The following is a 17115-nucleotide window of genomic DNA, read 5'->3' as shown; positions in this document are numbered from 1 at the left end:
TCTATGACTGACCCACCGCATTCGCGGGCAAGCCCGCTCCCACAGTCGATCTTTGTTGTGTCCAGAGCTGTGGTCATCCAGCGAAACCCTTTTGAATTCAACCTGTGGCAATGCGAACCCTTACTGTTTAGCCGATGCAGGTGTATCGTATCTGCCCTTTGCAGGCCCCGGGCCTGCGGCTGATACGTGAGGTTGTTGTGTCCCGATCCTTTTCCCGTCGACAAATCCTGGGTGGTCTTGCAGGCCTGGCCGTCGTAGGCGTTGGTGCTGGTGGCGCCTACCGCTACTGGCTGGGGAAAGTCGCCGAGGCCGAGGCAGGGCACGATTACGAACTGATCGCTGCGCCCCTGGACGTGGAACTGGTGCCAGGACACAAAACCGAGGCCTGGGCGTTCGGCCCTTCGGCGCCGGGCACCGAGTTGCGGGTGCGCCAGGGTGAATGGCTGCGGGTACGTTTTATCAACCACCTGCCGGTGGCCACCACCATTCATTGGCACGGCATCCGCCTGCCGCTGGAAATGGACGGCGTGCCCTACGTGTCCCAGTTGCCGGTGCTGCCTGGCGAATACTTCGACTACAAATTCCGCGTGCCCGATGCCGGCAGTTACTGGTACCACCCCCATGTGAACAGCAGCGAAGAGCTTGGCCGTGGTCTGGTCGGCCCGCTGATCATCGAGGAGCGCGAGCCCACTGGCTTCAAGCACGAACGCACCCTGAGCCTGAAAAGCTGGCACGTGGACGAGGAGGGTGCCTTCGTCGCCTTCAGTATTCCCCGCGAAGCGGCGCGTGGCGGCACGGCGGGCCGGCTGTCGACCATCAATGGCGTGTCCCAGGCCGTGATCGATCTGCCTGCCGGGCAGATTACCCGTGTGCGTCTGCTCAACCTCGACAACACACTGACCTATCGCCTCAACATCCCGGATGCTGAAGCGCAGATCTACGCGCTGGACGGCAACCCGGTGGAGCCGCGCCCGTTGGGCGAGGAATACTGGCTGGGCCCGGGCATGCGCATTTGTCTGGCAATCAAAGCGCCGCCGGCGGGCGAGGAACTGTCCATCCGCAACGGCCCCGTGCGCCTGGGCACCTTCCGCTCGGTGGCCAATAGTGATGCGCCCACCGAATGGCCGCCGGCACTGCCGGCCAACCCGATTGCCGAGCCGGACCTGGCTAACGCCGAAAAACTCAACTTCAATTTCGAATGGGTCGGTTCGGTGTCGGTGAATGTCGACAACGGCAAGCCGCCGAGCCTTTGGCAGATCAACGGCAAGGCCTGGGACATCACCGACAAGACCTGTGCGGATCGCCCGATTGCCAGGCTGGAGAAGGGCAAGAGCTACATTTTCGAATTGAAGAACATGACCCAGTACCAACACCCGATCCACCTGCACGGCATGAGCTTCAAGGTGATCGCCTCGAACCGCCACAAGGTGATTCCGTATTTCACCGACACCTATCTGCTGGGCAAGAACGAACGTGCCCGCGTGGCGTTGGTGGCGGATAACCCCGGGGTGTGGATGTTCCACTGCCATGTGATCGACCACATGGAAACCGGCCTGATGGCCGCCATCGAGGTAGCCTGATGCGCCAGATTCGCCCCGCGGCCATCATCGACCGCAGCCGCGACCAGGACTTCATGCGCGAAGCCCTGGCCCTTGCCGCCCAAGGCGCCGCGCTCGGCGAAGTGCCGGTGGGCGCGGTGCTGGTGCAGGACGGTGAAATCATCGGTCGCGGCTTCAACTGCCCCATCAGCGGCAACGACCCCAGCGCCCATGCCGAAATGGTCGCCATCCGCGCCGCCGCGCAGGCGATCAGCAACTACCGTCTGGTGGGCAGCACCCTGTATGTGACGTTGGAGCCCTGCAGCATGTGCGCGGGCTTGATCGTGCATTCGCGTATCGCACGGGTGGTGTATGGCGCGCTGGAACCGAAGGCGGGGATCGTGCAGAGCCAGGGGCAGTTCTTTACCCAGGGTTTTCTCAACCATCGGGTGCTGTTTGAAGGTGGCGTGTTGGCCGAGGAATGCGGGGCCGTGCTGAGCGAGTTCTTCAAGGCCCGCCGCGTAAAACCACAAACCACCTGACACCGCATACCCCTGTGGGAGCAGGCAAGCCAGCTCCCACAGTTGATCTCCATTTATTCAGATGGAGTGGGGCTATTTCTTGGCGATGATCACCGCCCGCATCGGCGCCGGCAGCCCTTCAATCGTCTTGCTGTGATCTTCCGGGTCCAGGAAGTCGCTCAGCGACTGATACTTCATCCACTCCGTGCCACGCTGTTCCTCGACGGTCGTGACGCTCACATCCACGCAGCGCACATCGCTGAAGCCGGCGCGGCGCAGCCACAGCATCAGTGCCGGCACAGACGGCAGGAACCACACGTTACGCATCTGCGCATAGCGGTCTTCCGGCACCAGCACCTGTTGCTGATCGCCTTCCACCACCAGGGTTTCCAGCACCAGCTCGCCGCCTTTGACCAGGGTGTCCTTCAGCGCCAGCAAGTGCTCGATGGGCGAGCGACGGTGGTAGAACACGCCCATGGAGAACACGGTGTCGAAGCCCTCCAGGTTGGCTGGCAAATCTTCGAATGGAAACGGCAGGTGCCAGGCCTTGGGTTCCGACAGGTAACGTTGCACCGCCTGGAACTGGCAGAAGAATAGCCAATTCGGGTCGACGCCAATCACGCTGTCGGCGCCGGCGCCGAGCATGCGCCACATGTAGTAACCGTTGCCGCAGCCCACATCGAGGATGCGCTTGCCCTTCAGGTTCAAGTGCGGGGCCACCCGCGACCACTTCCAGTCCGAACGCCATTCGGTGTCCACGTGCACGCCGAACAGGTGGAACGGCCCTTTGCGCCACGGGCTCAAGCCCATCAGTGCGGTGCGCATCTGCGCGCGGGTGGCGTCGTCGCAGTCGGTGTCCAGGGTCAGGCCGTTGAGCAGGTCGACTTCGCTGGGCATCACTTCGGGCAGTGCATCCAGCGCACTGCGCCAACGCTCCAGGTCGCCATGGCCTTTTTCCATCTTGCTATCGAGTTGCGCTTGCAGGCCCTGGGCCCACACGGCCAGGGGCGTGCCGACCAAGTGGCGGGCGAGGGGGGACAGATCAATCATGGCAAGGCAATCAACGAGGCAAAGTTAAGACACTGGAACCACGGCACCACTTTGGAGAACCCGGCGGCCAGCAGGCGTTCGCGGTGTTCTTCGAGGCTGTCGGGCTTCATGACGTTTTCGATGGCACTGCGTTTCTGGGCGATTTCCAGTTCGCTGTAGCCGTTGGCGCGTTTGAACGCGATATGCAGATCGGTGAGCAGTGCGTGTTCCTCGGCATCGTTGAAGCGCAGCTTCTCCGAGAGGATCAGTGCACCGCCCGGCAACAACGATTGGCGAATACGCGAAAGCAACGCCAGGCGCTCATCCGGGGCGATGAATTGCAGGGTAAAGTTCAGCGCCACCACCGAGGCCGGCTGGAACTGCAGCGCGAGAATATCGCCTTCGATCACCTCCACCGGCAACAACTCCTGGAACATCGAGTCCTGGCCGTTGAGGTATTCGCGGCAGCGCTCGACCATCGCCGCGGAGTTATCCACCGCAATCACCCGGCAACCGTCGGTGCGCACATGACGACGCAATGCCTGGGTGACGGCGCCCAGGGATGCGCCCAGGTCGTACAGCACGCTGTTGGGTTGGGCAAATTGCGCCGCGAGCACACCGAGGTTCTCGACGATGGTCGGGTAACCTGGCACCGAGCGTTTGATCATGTCCGGGAACACCCGCACCACGTCTTCGTTGAAGGCGAAGTCCGGCACCTGCGACAGGGGCTGGGCGAATAGGCGATCGGGTTCTTTGCTCACGGTGGTTCCGGCGACGATAAAGGAAAGGCCGGCATTTTAGCCAAGTTGGCCTTCGTGCGCGCGGGTTGTCTGATGGAAAGCCGATGCAGTGATCCCCCACTGGCCCAGCCAATACGTGATGATCAGCAAATACGGCGCCGCCTCGAACGCCACGACGAAGCGATTGATACCAATCAGCGTGTCGGAAAACACAAACGATGCCGCGCCTGCCGCCGCCAGCAACGCGGAGCGTTTCGGCACCTCAGTGCCCAGCCGGGCCAGGGCACGCCAGAGCATCGCGCTGATCACCAGCGCATAAACCACCACGGGAATCAGCAGGTCGCCCAAGCCATGGGCAATCAGAATGCTCAACAGGATCGCACCCACGCCCAGCGCCAACCCCAGCGGCAACAGCGCCAGGCGGCGACAGTCGCTGAAATAGGCTTTGAGGTACGCCAGGTGCGCGAACAGGAAGGCGCCGAGGCCGAAGATGAACAGGTCGCCCGGCCAGGCCAGCAGCACATCGCCGACCAGGGAAAAAATCAGCCCCAGGCTGATCCAGCGTCGATAGTCGGTAGGGGGCGCATCATGCAGCCAGCCCAGCAGGGCCAACACCGGCAGCGGTTTGACCAGCAGGCACAGTAACGTAGCGTGGGTGGTCAGGCCGTAGATGAAGGTGCCGGCACCCATCAACGCAAGAATCAGCCAAGGCATCTCAGTTCACCGTGATGGCGCAGTCGAAGGTGTCGACGGGTTCGGCTTCCGGTTCCCAGGGTTGCTGAGAGGTCAGGCGCAAACGGCCCTGGCCTGTGGTAAACGCCTGGAAGCGCCAGGTCGACTGGCCGCCGCCACCGATCACGCCGGATTCCGCGCTGCTGTAGACCTCAGGGCTCAGTGCGCGCAGCACGCCTCCGGCGGAATCCTGGATGGCCCAGCGATAGCCGGTGGTGGGATTGCTCGGCAGGGTGAGGATCAGGTTTTGGCCGCTTTTCAGCTGGAGCGGGCAGGCGCTCTGATTGTCCACCGTGACGTTGTGCTTCGGTGCACTGGCGCACGCGGCCAGCAGGGCAAGGCTCAAGGGGAGAAGCAGGCGGGCAGCGGTCATGGAGGCTCCGTTGTATGACGACGAAGACCGAGCATAACCGAAGATGAGACAAGGTGTGACAAGAGGGGGTTGTGTTGTGGCGACGAACGCAATCGCGGGCAAGCCCGCTCCCACATTTGACCGATTTGTCATCAACAACACCGATCCCTGTGGGAGCCGGGCTTGCCCGCGATGAGGCCAGGCCAGGCATTACATCACGATCAGAACAACACCTTCGCCACATCCGCAAAGCGCTTGGCAAAGTGCACGGTCATGCCTTCCTTCAGGTACTCCGGCAATTCCTCGAAGCTGCCGCGATTGGGTTCCGGCAGGATCAGCTCGTGAATCTTCTGACGCCGTGCCGCAATCACCTTCTCGCGCACGCCGCCGATCGGCAGCACATGCCCGGTCAAGGTCAGCTCGCCGGTCATGGCCACGCCTTTTTTCGGCGGCTGGTTGCGCGCCAGTGACAGCAGCGCACTGGCCATGGTCACGCCGGCGCTCGGGCCATCCTTGGGCGTGGCGCCCTCCGGTACGTGCAAGTGCACGAAGGCTTCGTCGAAGAATTTCGGGTCGCCACCGAACGACTTCAGGTGCGAGGTGATGTAGCTGTAGGCGATCTCGGCGGACTCCTTCATTACTTCACCCAATTGCCCGGTGAGCTTGAAGCCACGGTTGAGCGTATGGATGCGCGTTGCTTCGATCGGCAAGGTGGCGCCGCCCATGCTGGTCCAGGCCAGCCCAGTGATCACGCCGGTGCCGGACAGCACCTGCTCGTTGCGGAATACCGGCATGCCCAGGGAGCTTTCCAGGTCCTTGGGGCCGATCTTGATCACCGCGTCCGGTTCGTCCAGCAACCTGACCACCGCCTTGCGCACCAGTTTGCCCAGCTGTTTCTCCAGCTGGCGCACCCCGGCTTCACGCGCATAACCATCGATCAATGCGCGCAGGGCGCTGTCGCTGATGGTCAGGCTGTTTTTCGCCACGCCGGCTTTTTCCAGCTGTTTTGGCCACAGGTGGCGCTTGGCGATGGCGACCTTTTCTTCGGTGATATAGCCCGACAGACGAATCACTTCCATACGGTCCAGCAATGGGCCGGGAATGGAGTCCAGGGTGTTGGCGGTGCACACGAACAGCACTTTGGACAGGTCCAGGCGCAGGTCCAGGTAATGGTCGAGGAATTCGACGTTCTGTTCCGGGTCGAGGGTTTCGAGCAGGGCCGAGGCCGGATCGCCCTGGTAGCTCTGGCCCATCTTGTCGATCTCGTCGAGCATGATGACCGGGTTCATCACCTCCACATCCTTGAGCGCCTGCACCAGCTTGCCGGGCAAGGCACCGATGTAGGTGCGCCGATGGCCCTTGATCTCGGCCTCGTCGCGCATGCCTCCGACGCTGAAACGGTAGAACGGCCGACCCAGGGATTCGGCGATGGACTTGCCCACGCTCGTCTTGCCCACACCCGGCGGGCCCACCAGCAATACGATGGAGCCGGCGATTTCGCCTTTATAGGCGCCTACCGCAAGGAACTCGAGAATGCGGCTCTTGATGTCGTCCAGGCCCGCATGGTGTTTATCCAGCACCTTGCGCGCGTGTTTCAGGTCGAGCTTGTCTTCACCGTACACGCCCCATGGCACCGAGGTCGCCCAGTCCAGGTAGTTGCGGGTCACCGCGTACTCGGGTGAGCCGGTTTCCAGGATCGACAGCTTGTTCAGTTCTTCATCGATGCGTTTCTGCGCCTGGGGTGGCAACACTTTGCCTTCCAGGCGCTGCTCGAACTGTTCGACATCCGCGCTGCGGTCATCCTTCGTCAGACCCAGCTCCTGCTGGATGACCTTGAGTTGTTCCTTGAGGAAGAACTCGCGCTGGTGCTCACCGATCTTGCGGTTCACTTCGGCGGAGATTTCCTTTTGCAGGCGTGCGACTTCCACTTCCTTGCGCAGCATCGGCAGCACTTTTTCCATGCGCTTGAGCATGGGCACGCAGTCGAGCACTTCCTGCAATTCATTACCGGTGGCCGAGGTGAGTGCGGCGGCGAAGTCAGTGAGCGGCGATGGATCGTTGGGGCTGAAGCGGTTGAGGTAGTTCTTCAGCTCCTCGCTGTACAGCGGGTTGAGCGGCAGCAATTCCTTGATCGCATTGATCAGCGCCATGCCGTAGGCCTTGACCTCGTCGGTCGGTTCGCTCGGTTGATGCGGGTACTCGACTTCCACCAGGTACGGCGGCCGATGGTGCTTGAGCCAGGTACGGATGCGCACGCGGGTCAGGCCCTGGGCCACGAACTGCAATTTGCCGTTCTCGCGGCTGGCGTGGTGCACCTTCACCAGGGTGCCGTACAGCGGCAGGCTGGAAGTGTCGAAATGGCGCGGGTCTTCCGGTGGCGTGTCCATGAAGAACAGGGCCAGGGAATGGTGGTCGGACTTGCTCACCAGCTCCAGGGTTTCGGCCCAGGGTTCCTCGTTGACGATCACCGGCAGCACTTGCGCCGGGAAGAAAGGCCGGTTGTGGATCGGGATGATGTAGACCTTGTCCGGCAGGTTTTGCCCGGGCAGCGCCAGGCCGGTGTTGGACGATGGAGCTTCAGCGTTTTCGGGGTCGGCGTAGTCGTTCAGGTCGTAATCGGGGAAGGCTTGCTGGTCGCTCATGGGGCACCTGCATCAGGAAGTATGGAGGTTAGATGGGGCGGTGCTGCGGTGGTTTCAATGGCTATGGACGGTTGGCAACAATTTGCATGAAATCAGAAGCTTCTTCCTACGCCGCGAATTGATTCGTCCTTCAAGGCCGGTGAGGCAGCGATGCGGGCTCCACACGCCACCGGTCAAGCGAGTGTCGCCAATAAAATGACAGCGAAATCCCTGATTTTATTGGGTGCACGAATCCAAGGTCCCAGCTAATCTGGTTTGAGCAAATACTCAATCTCGGTGGACGTTTTTTTGACGCCAAGTCAGCAGTTGCCAGGGAGGCCTATGACAAAGGGACGTAGTGGCAGGAACCGGCGAAGGCTGCCAGAGGGCACTGCAATGAGGTGGCGCCATACGTTCCAAACCCGCATTGCCGGGGTGCTGGCGCTATTGCTGCTGGTGGTCGTCGCCGCGACCTATTTTGCCGTCAAGACCGCCACCACCCGGGCCGTGGAAAACCAGGCGCAAGTCCAGCTCAAAACCGGCAGCCAGGTGTTCGAGCGCTTGTTGGACCTGCGCGGACGTCGCCTGCAATACGGTCTTGACTGGCTCACCGTCGACGGCCCGTTCAAGCAAGCGGTCGCCGAAGGCAAGACCGTGCCGATCCTTGCCGCCCTGCGCCGTCACGGTACCGGCATCCGCGCCAGTGAAGTGTTTGTACTGGGCCTCGATGGCAAGGTAATGGTCAGTACGTTGCCGTTGCTGACGCGCGGTCAATCGTTCCCCTATGAAGACGCGCTGCGTCACGCCCGGCGCAGCGGCCTGCAAATGCTGATTGTGGCCATGGACGGGCGCCCCTATCTGCTGGTGCAGGACGAAGTGCTCGACCCGTTGCCCATTGCTCGCGTGATCATGGGGTTCCCCATGGACAAGCTGTTCGCCAATGAGCTGCGCTCCATGAGCAATCTGGAAGTGTCCTTCCTCAGTGTGCAGAACGGTCAGGTCGGCGAGTTGTTCAGTACCCAGCCCGACGCTTATCAGGCCGCGATCATCAGCACACTGCGTGACGCTCACCCCAACCCCGAGGCGCAGATCAACCTGTTTTACGGGCAGCGCGTGCTCAGCCAGGTGTTGCCGTTGGCCAATACCGGTGACGGTGATGAGGTCCGCGTGCTGCTGCAAAGCCCGCTGGACCATGCCCTGGAATCCTTTGCGCCGCTGGACCGGCAGTTTCTTGCGATTGCCATGGCGGTGCTGGTGGTGTCGCTGGGCGCTGCGTTGTTCCTGGCGCGACGGGTATCGCGTCCGCTCAATGCGCTGGTGGAAGCCGCCGAGCGCATCGGCGCCGGTGATTACCGCGCGCCGGTACGGGTGCGCAGCCACGATGAGTTCGGCCTGCTGGCCCGTGCGTTCAATGCCATGCAAAGCGGCATCGCCGTTCGCGAGCGACAACTGGCCCACAATGCCCTGCACGACCCGCTCACCGGCCTGCCCAATCGTGCCCTCGCCATGGAACGCCTGGGCAGTGCGATCAGCGCGGGGCGGCCGGTCGTGTTGTTGTACCTGGGCATCGAAAACTATCGGGTGATCAACGAAGGCTTCGGTCCCCAGGGCGTGGAGGAGATGCTGCGCGAGGCCAGCCGGTGTCTGTCCATGAGCCTGTTGGCCAGTGACACCGCTGCGCGGATCGCCGGCAGCGAGTTTCTGTTACTGCTGGAAAACACCGAGATCGACCGCGCCGTGGCCCGCGCCGACCGCTTGTATGCGCTGTTGACCGAGCCCCAGCGCATCGGCGATGACGAATTGCGTCATGAGGTGAGCATCGGTATCGCCGCCTACCCGGCCGATGGGCAGCAGGTGGAAGAACTGATCAGCCGTGCTGCGATTGCCCGGCACGATGCGGCCAGCCTGCCCGGGCACTTGCAGATCTATCAACAGGACCGCGACCTCGCCCATCAACGCCAGATCACCTTGATCCGCGACCTGCGTCGGGCGGCGGTCGAGGGCGAGTTGTACCTGTGCTACCAGCCCAAGCTCGACCTCACCCACGGTCATGTGCGCCAGGCCGAAGCGTTGCTGCGCTGGCAGCACGCGACCCTGGGCCTGGTGTCACCCGCCGAATTCATCCCCTTGGCCGAACGCACCGGCAGCATGAGCAGCCTGACCCTCTGGGTGATCGAAGAAGCCATCCGCCAGATCGCCGAATGGGCGCAGCGGGGTTTGCATATCCAGCTGTCGGTGAATATCTCGGTGGACGACCTGGCCGATGACGACCTGGCCATCCGCGTCACCACCTTATTGATGCAGCACGATGTAATGGCCCAGCAGCTGATTTTCGAGATCACCGAAAGCGCGATCATGCACAACCCGAAACAGGCCCTGAGCGTGCTGGAGCAACTGCGCGGCTGCGGGATCAGCCTCTCGGTGGATGACTTCGGCACCGGTTACTCCTCCCTGGCGCAATTGCAGCGTTTGCCGGTGCAGGAACTGAAGATCGACCAGTCCTTCGTGCGCAACCTCGACAGCACCAGCGGTGACGGCGTGATCGTGCGCTCGACCATCGAAATGAGCCACAACCTGGGCCTCAAGGTGGTGGCTGAGGGCGTGGAGTTCGAGCCCAGCCTGAAACTGCTCAAGCAGTGGAAGTGCGACACCGCCCAGGGCTACCTCATCAGCCGGCCACTGAACGCCCAGGCGTTCGAACGGTGGATGCGGCGTGAGCGGGTGCCGATCTAGAGCGGCGACGGTAGAGGGATGCGATTCAAGACGCCCGATGTACTCCATCGGGCGTTTTTTATGGGGGGCGATCTGTGGATGGGGGAGGGTGTTTTAAGTGTATGCACTCATATGTGTTACCGAGGGTGTCATTGCTCGTTGGCTCGTTTCTTAAAAGTGTTTTTATAATCTATTGATTTATATGTATTTATTATAAATTTATAAAATTCAATCTTCCATGGCTCACGATTTGCACACGCTGATATGGCGTTAAAAAATCACAATAATAGTGTGTACGCCATATTAATCGCACCGGAAGAAGGCAGGACGCTCACAGGCGGTGCATCACCTTAAGCGGTTGAGTGGGGGTCAGCTATGCCATTGCGCACGTGCAAGTCGAGTCAGGTCCAGGATCACGCTATCAAGCAGGGCTTCAGGCCGGCCAGTCCCCCGGCTGGCTGACCGCCAGCGCTGACAAGGTCAGCGATTTACCCCTAACCCATCCCTATACAAAGGTCTGCGCCTCGCAGCTGGACCTCACGGCACTCTATTGCTTGGAGAAAACCGCCATGTCCCGATTCAACCGGCCTTTGCGCCTGATGTTGTTGTGCTGCGCCTCTCTGCTGTGTACCCCCTTGCTGGCCGACGACAGCACGTCGCCCAAACCCTTCGGTCACCTGAGCTGGAGCAGTGACGATGGCGCCAGGTCGCTGGACTTTGGCGGTTCGGTACGCCTGAACCATCGGTACGAAGACTGGAAAACCAGCAGCAATGACCCGGCCCGTTTGCTGTTCGATATCGCTCGCTTCGAGGTCAAGGGCCAGTGGGACCGGTTTTACCTCGACGGCGGCTACACCTTCCAGGACCGTAACCGGCGTTCGATCGAGCATGCCCTGGTCGGCTATAAATTTCAGAGCGGCGATGACCTGCAACTGGGCATTGTCTACAAACCCTTCGGTATTTACCCCTATCCGGAAAATGGCTGGACCTTTCATATCCCGTATTTTCTGGGCTACGCCGATAGCGCCGCCCCAGGGCTCAAATACAGTCACCCGCTGGGGGATTGGAACCTGCAGGCCGCGTTCTTCCCGCGCATGATCCCCGCCGACCGGCGCTACACCCCGGAAGTCGGTACCTACAGTGACCTCAAGGACAATGCCCTGGCCAGCCTGCACGGTCAGGACAATGAGAAACGCAACCAACTCAGCCTGCGCCTGGCGCGTCCCTGGGGCAGTGATGGCTGGAATAATGAGGTGGGCGTGTCGCTCACCGGTTCCCAGGTGTACAACGGCACCACCGACCGCAACGGCAGCTATTGGGCGACCGCCGCACATGCCACGTTGAATAAAGGACCGTGGAGCACGCAACTGATGGGGATCCGCTATCAGTACAACCTGCGGAACCCCGACGGGGTCAGCGATGCCAGTGTGCTGATGGGCAGCAACGGCGTCAGCCCGGCGTATCTGGTGGCGGCCAAGGGTAACGTGGGCGTGTTCAACATCGGCTACACGCTGGATACGCCCCAACTGGGCAAGGTCAAAAGCGTCAAGTTCTACAACGACTACAGCATGCTGCACAAAGACGAGAGCCATTGGAACAGCTCGCAGATGGACACCCTGGGCGTGAAGTTTCTGGCGGGGCCGATCGTGACCTGGGTGGACCTGACCTGGGGCAAGAACGCCAACCCTTACGGCGGCGCTGAAAATGGTACCGGCTGGACCTCGACCGCCTCATCGGGCAGCAACGACTGGTACTTCAGAACCAATGTGAATATCGGTTACTACTTCTAGCTCAGGCCCATGAAAAAAGGCGGCTGCCCATCACTGGGCGGCCGCCTTTTCGTTGCCACCGGTAACGCTTAATCCGGCAGCTTGAACGCCATTACGTAGTCACCCTGTTTGGTACCCAGGGAACCGTGACCGCCGGCCACGACCAGCACGTATTGCTTGCCGTCCTTGCCGGTGTAGGTCATCGGCGTGGTTTGCGCGCCCGCTGGCAGGCGGCCTTCCCACAGTTGCTTGCCGTTTTTCACGTCATAGGCACGCAGGTACTGGTCCAGGGTGCCGCTGAGGAACGCCACGCCACCCGCAGTGGTGAACGTACCGCCCAGGCTTGGAACGCCCATGGTCAGCGGGATCGGCACCGGCGAGCTGTCACGCACGGTGCCGTTCTTGTGCATCCACAGGGTTTTGTGGGTGGTCAGGTCGACCGCTGCCACATAACCCCACGCCGGTGCCTGGCACGGCAGGCCCATCGGCGAGAGCAGGGCTTCGAGGATCACGCCGTACGGCGCACCTTTGTTCGGCTGCACGCCTTCGGTCTCGCTGACGCGCGGGCCTTGCTTGGCGATATCGGCCGCCGGGATCAGCTTGGATTTGAACGCCATGTAGCTCGGGTTCACGAACGCGATCTGGCGAACCGGGTCGACGGAAATACCGCCCCAGTCGAACACACCGAAGTTGCCCGGGTACACGATCGAGCCCTGCAACGACGGCGGGGTGAACGGGCCGTCATAGCGCATCGACTTGAAGTCGATCCGGCAGATCAGTTGGTCGAACGGCGTCACGCCCCACATGTCACGTTCCTTGAGGGGCGGCGGCATGAAGTTCAGGTCGGACTTGGGTTGGGTCGGCGAGGTGTGATCACCGGCCACGGCGCCTTGCGGTACCGGGATCTCGTTGATCGGTACCACCGGCTGGCCATTGCTGCGGTCCAGCACGTAGATGCTGCCTTGCTTGGTCGACGCCATCACCGCTTGTTTCACGCCGTCGGCGGTCTTGATGTCGATCAGCGAAGGCTGGCCGCCCACGTCCATGTCCCACAGGTCATGGTGGGTGAACTGGAAAGTCCACTTCACATGACCGGTGTCGATGTCCAGGGCGGTCAGGCCGGCGCTGTATTTTTCGGAGTCCGGGGTGCGGTCACCGCCGTACTGGTCGGGCATCTGGTTACCCATCGGCAGGTAGAGCATGCCGAGTTTTTCATCCACGGCGAACATGGACCACATGTTCGGTGAGTTGCGGGTATAGGTCTTGCCTTCGGCCAGCGGGGTGGTGTCGTCGGGGTTGCCGCTGTCCCAGTTCCACACCAGTTTGCCGGTGTGCACGTCGAACGCGCGGATCACGCCGCTGGGCTCGTCGGTGGACACGTTGTCGGTGACGTGGCCGCCGATCACCACCAGGTTTTTGGTCACGGCTGGCGGCGAGGTGGAGTAGTAACCGCCCGGGGCGAAGCTGCCGATGTTGGCGCGCAGGTCGACCTGGCCTTTGTCACCGAAGTCTTCGCACATCTTGCCGGTGTCGGCGTTGAGGGCGATCAGACGGGTGTCGGCAGTCGGTACGAAGATACGTTTCGGGCAGGCGTTCGGCGCCGCAGCCGGGCTGGCGCTGCCGGTGGGGCTCTGCTCGGAAGCGTAGGCGGCGTCATCGTGATACGACACGCCACGGCAGGTCATGTGCGCCCAGCCTTTGAAGTTTTCGGCGCCCTGGCTGCTGATCTTCGGATCGAAGCGCCAGATTTCCTTGCCGGTGTCCGGGTCAAGGGCGATGACCTGGCTGTGGGGTGTGCACACGTAGAGCATGCCGTTGACCTTCAGCGGCGTGTTTTCCGCCGTGGTCTCGCCCGGGTCGTTCGGGCCGGGGATGTCGCCGGTACGGTAGGTCCACGCCGGCACCAGCGTGTGGGCGTTGTCGGCGGTGATTTGTTTCAGCGGCGAGTAGCGATCACCAAAGGCCGAGCGGCCATAGGAGTTCCAGTCGCCATCGGCCTGGGTTGGCGCGGCGCTGGCCATGCCCGGCACGGCGTCGCGGTCCAGTTGGCCCTTGACCAGCTCACCGGGGTTGGTGAATTGGCTGGCCACGGCGGTAGCGCCCGCCAGTACCACGGCCACGCTCAACGCGGCAGTGCCCACTGGCGCGGCCTGGCCACGCAGCAACGGACGGCGAAACCACGGGAGCAGCATGACGATGCCGAGGGCGAACAGCAGCGCCAGGCGTGGCACCAGCTGCCACCAGTCCAGGCCGACTTCCCACAGCGCCCACACCGTACTGGCGAACAACACCAGTGCGTACAGGCCCAGCGCCGCGCGGCGGGTGGCCAGCAACAGGATGCCGGTCAGGGCGATGCCGATACCGGCCAGCAGGTAATACAGCGACCCGCCGAGCATCGTCAGCTTGATACCCCCGGCCAGCAAGGCCAGGCCCATGATCAGCAGCAAGACGCCAAGCAACCTGGGCAGCAGGCGGCTGGGGCTCGAAGCACCATCAGTGCTCATAGTGTGTTTCTCCATGACGTTGGAATTGTGTTTCCCCGTGTGTCTTCACTGTAGATGACGATTTGGCACGGGCTTGGTTCAGCAGTATTTGGTTTTTGTGTGGATAACTTGGGTTATCCACAGGTGGGTGATGGATTTGCGCGCACGTTCAAGGCAAAGACAGCGCTGTCTTTGTGGGACGGATTTATTGGCAAAATAGGGGCGACCGCAAGATGAAACGTTTCAGTTTGTTGCCGGCAAGGATAAAGCGCCAAGGCGCCCAGAGAAAGCGCAAATCGCAAGATGCATCATTTCGGATTTGGTAACAGTGACCGAATGTCACTGCCAAACAGCGGGGCAGGTGTGGGGAAGGCCCTTTCGGGTGAGCAGGCCTGTTGTAGTGAACGGGCTTGTCCGCGTGCGCAGTAGCCCCAACAAAGCCGCCGCGGATTGTGTGGGAGCTGGCTTGCCTGCGATTGCATCACCTCGGTGTCACTGAAGTACCGAGGTGATGCAATCGCGGGCAAGCCCGGCTCCTACAGGAATCGAGGCGTTAGAAAGTAGTACGCACCCCAAACTCCACACTCCGCCCCGGCGCCGGCGCAATGTCGCGCAGGATCGAGCTGGCATAGCGCACGGTCTGGTTGGTCAGGTTTTCGCCATTGACGAACGCCAGCCATTGGCTGCCACCGACATTGAAGCGATAACCCGCGCTCGCGCCCAGGGTGGTGTAGCCATCGGTGCCGCTTTCGTTTCTTGGCACACGTCCCTGGCCGGCGGCGTGTTCCACGTCGATGCGGGCCTGCCAGCGGTCCAGCTCCCACAGCAGGCCACTGTTCAGGCGCAGCGGTGCGATACGCGGCAAGGCCTCTCCGGTGTCAAGGTTGGTGGCGCGGGTGTAGTCGCCCGACAGTTCCAGCGCGAACTTGCCGTAGGCACCTTCGCCGAGCTTCCAGTGATCCTGGGCTTCGAAGCCGGCGAAACGGGCGCGTACGCCGGAATATTCGTACTCGGGAATCCCGGCGGCATCTTCTTCGCCTTCATCGTTCAATGTACGGCCCGTGCCCAGCAGCCCGATGTAGTTGGAGAAGTGGCTGTAGAACACGCCAAAACTGCCCTTGTGCGTGCCGTTGTCAAAGCGCAGTGCCAGGTCGCTGGACACGGCTTTTTCTTTCTTCAGGTTGGCGTTGCCCAGCTCATAGGTGCCGGTGGCGACGTGGGCGCCATTGGCATACAGCTCGTAGAAGGTCGGCGCGCGTTCGGTGTAGCCCAGGGTCGCGGCCAGGGACCAGATCGGTGTCAGGGTGTAGACCGCGCCTGAAGACAGGCTGCCCGCGGTGAAGTCATTGCTCTTGTCGGCACCGGCAAAGCGTGCGTTGCCCTTGGCGTCCGGATCGACATTGGTGTGTTCCAGGCGCCCGCCGAGGCTGAGCTTCAGGCGCTCGGTGGCCTGCATTTCTTCGAGGATGAACAACGCGCCGGCGTTGGTATCGGTCTTCGGCACGAAGGCTTCTTCGCCGAGGGCCGAAAACTCGTTGCGCGTCACTTGCGCGCCCACCACGCCATTGAACGGGCCGAGGGGTTGGTGACGGGCTTCGACGCGCGCCTCATAGCCTTTGTTTTTGAAGATGGTGCCGGTTTCACCGCCTTCGATTTCGCGGTGCTCGTAGTCGGTGTAGCCGGCGTCGAGTTTCACCGAGGTGAACGGGCCTTGCAGGTTGCGGATCTCGGACGCGAACGCGTAATGATCCTGCTTCATGCGGATGCGCACGTCCTGCTCGGCGGGTGATCCGTAGTTGCTGTCGTAGTTGCTGTAGGACAAGCCGGCGTAACCGTCGTCCCAGGTGTAGGAGCCGCCCACCGCGCCGCCATCCTGGCGCCCGTCACTGTTGCCCAGGCGGCCGTTTTTGCCGGGGGCGTCTTCGGTGGCCGGGGCGTGGCGGCTGCGGGCCTGGCCAGGGATTTTCAGGTCGTTGAACTCCCGTGCGTTGGCGTCCAAGTGCAAGGCGAAGGTGCCGTTGCCGGCTTCCAGTTTGCCCGCGCTGCTGCGAGTGGTGTCGGCGCCGCCGTAGCGCAGTTCACCGGCACCGTGGATGCCTTCGATGGCTTCGGTGGGGATGCGGTTGTCGAAGGTGTTGACCACGCCGCCGATGGCGCTGCCGCCGTACAGCAAGGCCGCCGGGCCGCGTACGATTTCAATGCGGTCGACGTTGACCGGGTCCAGCGGCACGGCATGGTCATAGGACAGCGACGACGCATCCAGCGCGCCCACGCCGTTGCGCAACAGGCGAATGCGGTCGCCATCCTGGCCACGAATGATCGGGCGGCTGGCGCCCGGGCCGAAGTACGAAGACGACACGCCAGGCTGCTTGTTCAGGGTCTCACCCAGGCTGCCTTTTTGTTGCAGGGTCAGGTCGTCGCCCTCCAGCACCGTGGTGGGCGAGGCCAGTTGTTCACTGCCCAGCGGGTTGGCGGTGATGACTTGGGGTTGCAGTTCCAGGGCCTGAGCTTCAGAACAGATCAGCAGGGCGGCGGCGAGCGGGGTCAAGCGCCACAGAGAAGAGAGGGACATCGGACATTCCTTGGCAAAGCGGCAGAAAAGAGAAGGCTTAAAACGG

The 17115-nt window shown here is 62.0% G+C and carries 11 protein-coding genes; 4 read left to right on the top strand and 7 right to left on the bottom strand.

Annotation, left to right across the window (positions count from 1 at the left end; all coding sequences use genetic code 11):
- The first annotated feature begins 197 nt into the window (after window positions 1–197).
- On the top strand, window positions 198–1580 hold the full coding sequence (locus ACW9IN_RS06535; protein WP_457365112.1) for a multicopper oxidase family protein: 1383 nt from the start codon (window positions 198–200) through the stop codon (window positions 1578–1580).
- Window positions 1580–2080 carry a tRNA adenosine(34) deaminase TadA gene (tadA, locus tag ACW9IN_RS06530; protein ID WP_457365111.1) on the top strand — a complete coding sequence of 167 codons (501 nt, stop codon included), beginning with the start codon at window positions 1580–1582 and terminating at the stop codon, window positions 2078–2080. Before ACW9IN_RS06535 ends, tadA begins: the two co-directional genes overlap by 1 nt.
- A gap of 72 nt (window positions 2081–2152) precedes the next feature.
- Here the strand turns inward: tadA and cmoB are convergent, their stop codons facing one another.
- The 5 genes from cmoB to lon all read right to left on the bottom strand — a co-directional run bounded on the left by cmoB (window position 2153) and on the right by lon (window position 7554).
- Entirely contained in the window at window positions 2153–3109 is a 957-nt protein-coding gene (cmoB, locus tag ACW9IN_RS06525) for a tRNA 5-methoxyuridine(34)/uridine 5-oxyacetic acid(34) synthase CmoB (RefSeq protein ID WP_457365110.1), read from the bottom strand.
- A complete protein-coding gene (gene cmoA, locus ACW9IN_RS06520) occupies window positions 3106–3849 on the bottom strand; it encodes a carboxy-S-adenosyl-L-methionine synthase CmoA (protein ID WP_457365109.1) in 744 nt (247 codons plus the stop codon). The genes cmoB and cmoA overlap by 4 nt, the downstream gene beginning before the upstream one ends.
- Before the next feature lie 36 nt (window positions 3850–3885).
- Entirely contained in the window at window positions 3886–4542 is a 657-nt protein-coding gene (locus ACW9IN_RS06515) for a lysoplasmalogenase (RefSeq protein ID WP_457365108.1), read from the bottom strand.
- Window position 4543: 1 nt separating this feature from the next.
- Window positions 4544–4933 (bottom strand): protease inhibitor I42 family protein, encoded by a 390-nt coding sequence (locus ACW9IN_RS06510; RefSeq protein ID WP_457365107.1) that lies wholly within the window; start codon window positions 4931–4933, stop codon window positions 4544–4546.
- 200 nt (window positions 4934–5133) lie between these two features.
- Window positions 5134–7554 carry an endopeptidase La gene (lon, locus tag ACW9IN_RS06505; RefSeq protein ID WP_457365106.1) on the bottom strand — a complete coding sequence of 807 codons (2421 nt, stop codon included), beginning with the start codon at window positions 7552–7554 and terminating at the stop codon, window positions 5134–5136.
- A gap of 375 nt (window positions 7555–7929) precedes the next feature.
- Here lon and ACW9IN_RS06500 point away from each other — a divergent pair, with 375 nt between their 5' ends.
- Both ACW9IN_RS06500 and ACW9IN_RS06495 read left to right on the top strand, forming a co-directional pair.
- Window positions 7930–10266: a putative bifunctional diguanylate cyclase/phosphodiesterase gene (locus ACW9IN_RS06500; RefSeq protein WP_457365105.1), complete on the top strand. Its 2337-nt coding sequence runs from the start codon at window positions 7930–7932 to the stop codon at window positions 10264–10266.
- A 548-nt stretch (window positions 10267–10814) separates the two neighbouring features.
- Complete coding sequence (locus tag ACW9IN_RS06495; RefSeq protein WP_457365104.1) at window positions 10815–12035, top strand: hypothetical protein; 1221 nt, start codon at window positions 10815–10817, stop codon at window positions 12033–12035.
- 68 nt (window positions 12036–12103) lie between these two features.
- On the opposite strand, the gene ACW9IN_RS06490 is transcribed toward ACW9IN_RS06495, so the two are convergent.
- Window positions 12104–14518 carry a glucose/quinate/shikimate family membrane-bound PQQ-dependent dehydrogenase gene (locus ACW9IN_RS06490; protein ID WP_457365103.1) on the bottom strand — a complete coding sequence of 805 codons (2415 nt, stop codon included), beginning with the start codon at window positions 14516–14518 and terminating at the stop codon, window positions 12104–12106.
- A 532-nt stretch (window positions 14519–15050) separates the two neighbouring features.
- Complete coding sequence (locus tag ACW9IN_RS06485; RefSeq protein ID WP_457365102.1) at window positions 15051–17069, bottom strand: TonB-dependent receptor; 2019 nt, start codon at window positions 17067–17069, stop codon at window positions 15051–15053.
- Window positions 17070–17115 lie beyond the last annotated feature (46 nt).

This window comes from Pseudomonas sp. SDO5271_S396, from assembly GCF_054071795.1.
Note: the sequence above shows the minus strand (reverse complement) of the source record. Positions and strands in the feature narration are given on the sequence as shown.

What these genes read in the sequence shown, in the direction of transcription:
- tadA (WP_457365111.1), top strand. Translation starts at nt 1,580, where the DNA reads ATGCGCCAGATTCGCCCCGCGGCCATCATCGACCGCAGCCGCGACCAG.
- cmoB (WP_457365110.1), bottom strand. Translation starts at nt 3,109, where the DNA reads ATGATTGATCTGTCCCCCCTCGCCCGCCACTTGGTCGGCACGCCCCTG.
- ACW9IN_RS06515 (WP_457365108.1), bottom strand. Translation starts at nt 4,542, where the DNA reads ATGCCTTGGCTGATTCTTGCGTTGATGGGTGCCGGCACCTTCATCTAC.
- ACW9IN_RS06510 (WP_457365107.1), bottom strand. Translation starts at nt 4,933, where the DNA reads ATGACCGCTGCCCGCCTGCTTCTCCCCTTGAGCCTTGCCCTGCTGGCC.
- lon (WP_457365106.1), bottom strand. Translation starts at nt 7,554, where the DNA reads ATGAGCGACCAGCAAGCCTTCCCCGATTACGACCTGAACGACTACGCC.
- ACW9IN_RS06500 (WP_457365105.1), top strand. Translation starts at nt 7,930, where the DNA reads ATGAGGTGGCGCCATACGTTCCAAACCCGCATTGCCGGGGTGCTGGCG.
- ACW9IN_RS06495 (WP_457365104.1), top strand. Translation starts at nt 10,815, where the DNA reads ATGTCCCGATTCAACCGGCCTTTGCGCCTGATGTTGTTGTGCTGCGCC.
- ACW9IN_RS06490 (WP_457365103.1), bottom strand. Translation starts at nt 14,518, where the DNA reads ATGAGCACTGATGGTGCTTCGAGCCCCAGCCGCCTGCTGCCCAGGTTG.
- ACW9IN_RS06485 (WP_457365102.1), bottom strand. Translation starts at nt 17,069, where the DNA reads ATGTCCCTCTCTTCTCTGTGGCGCTTGACCCCGCTCGCCGCCGCCCTG.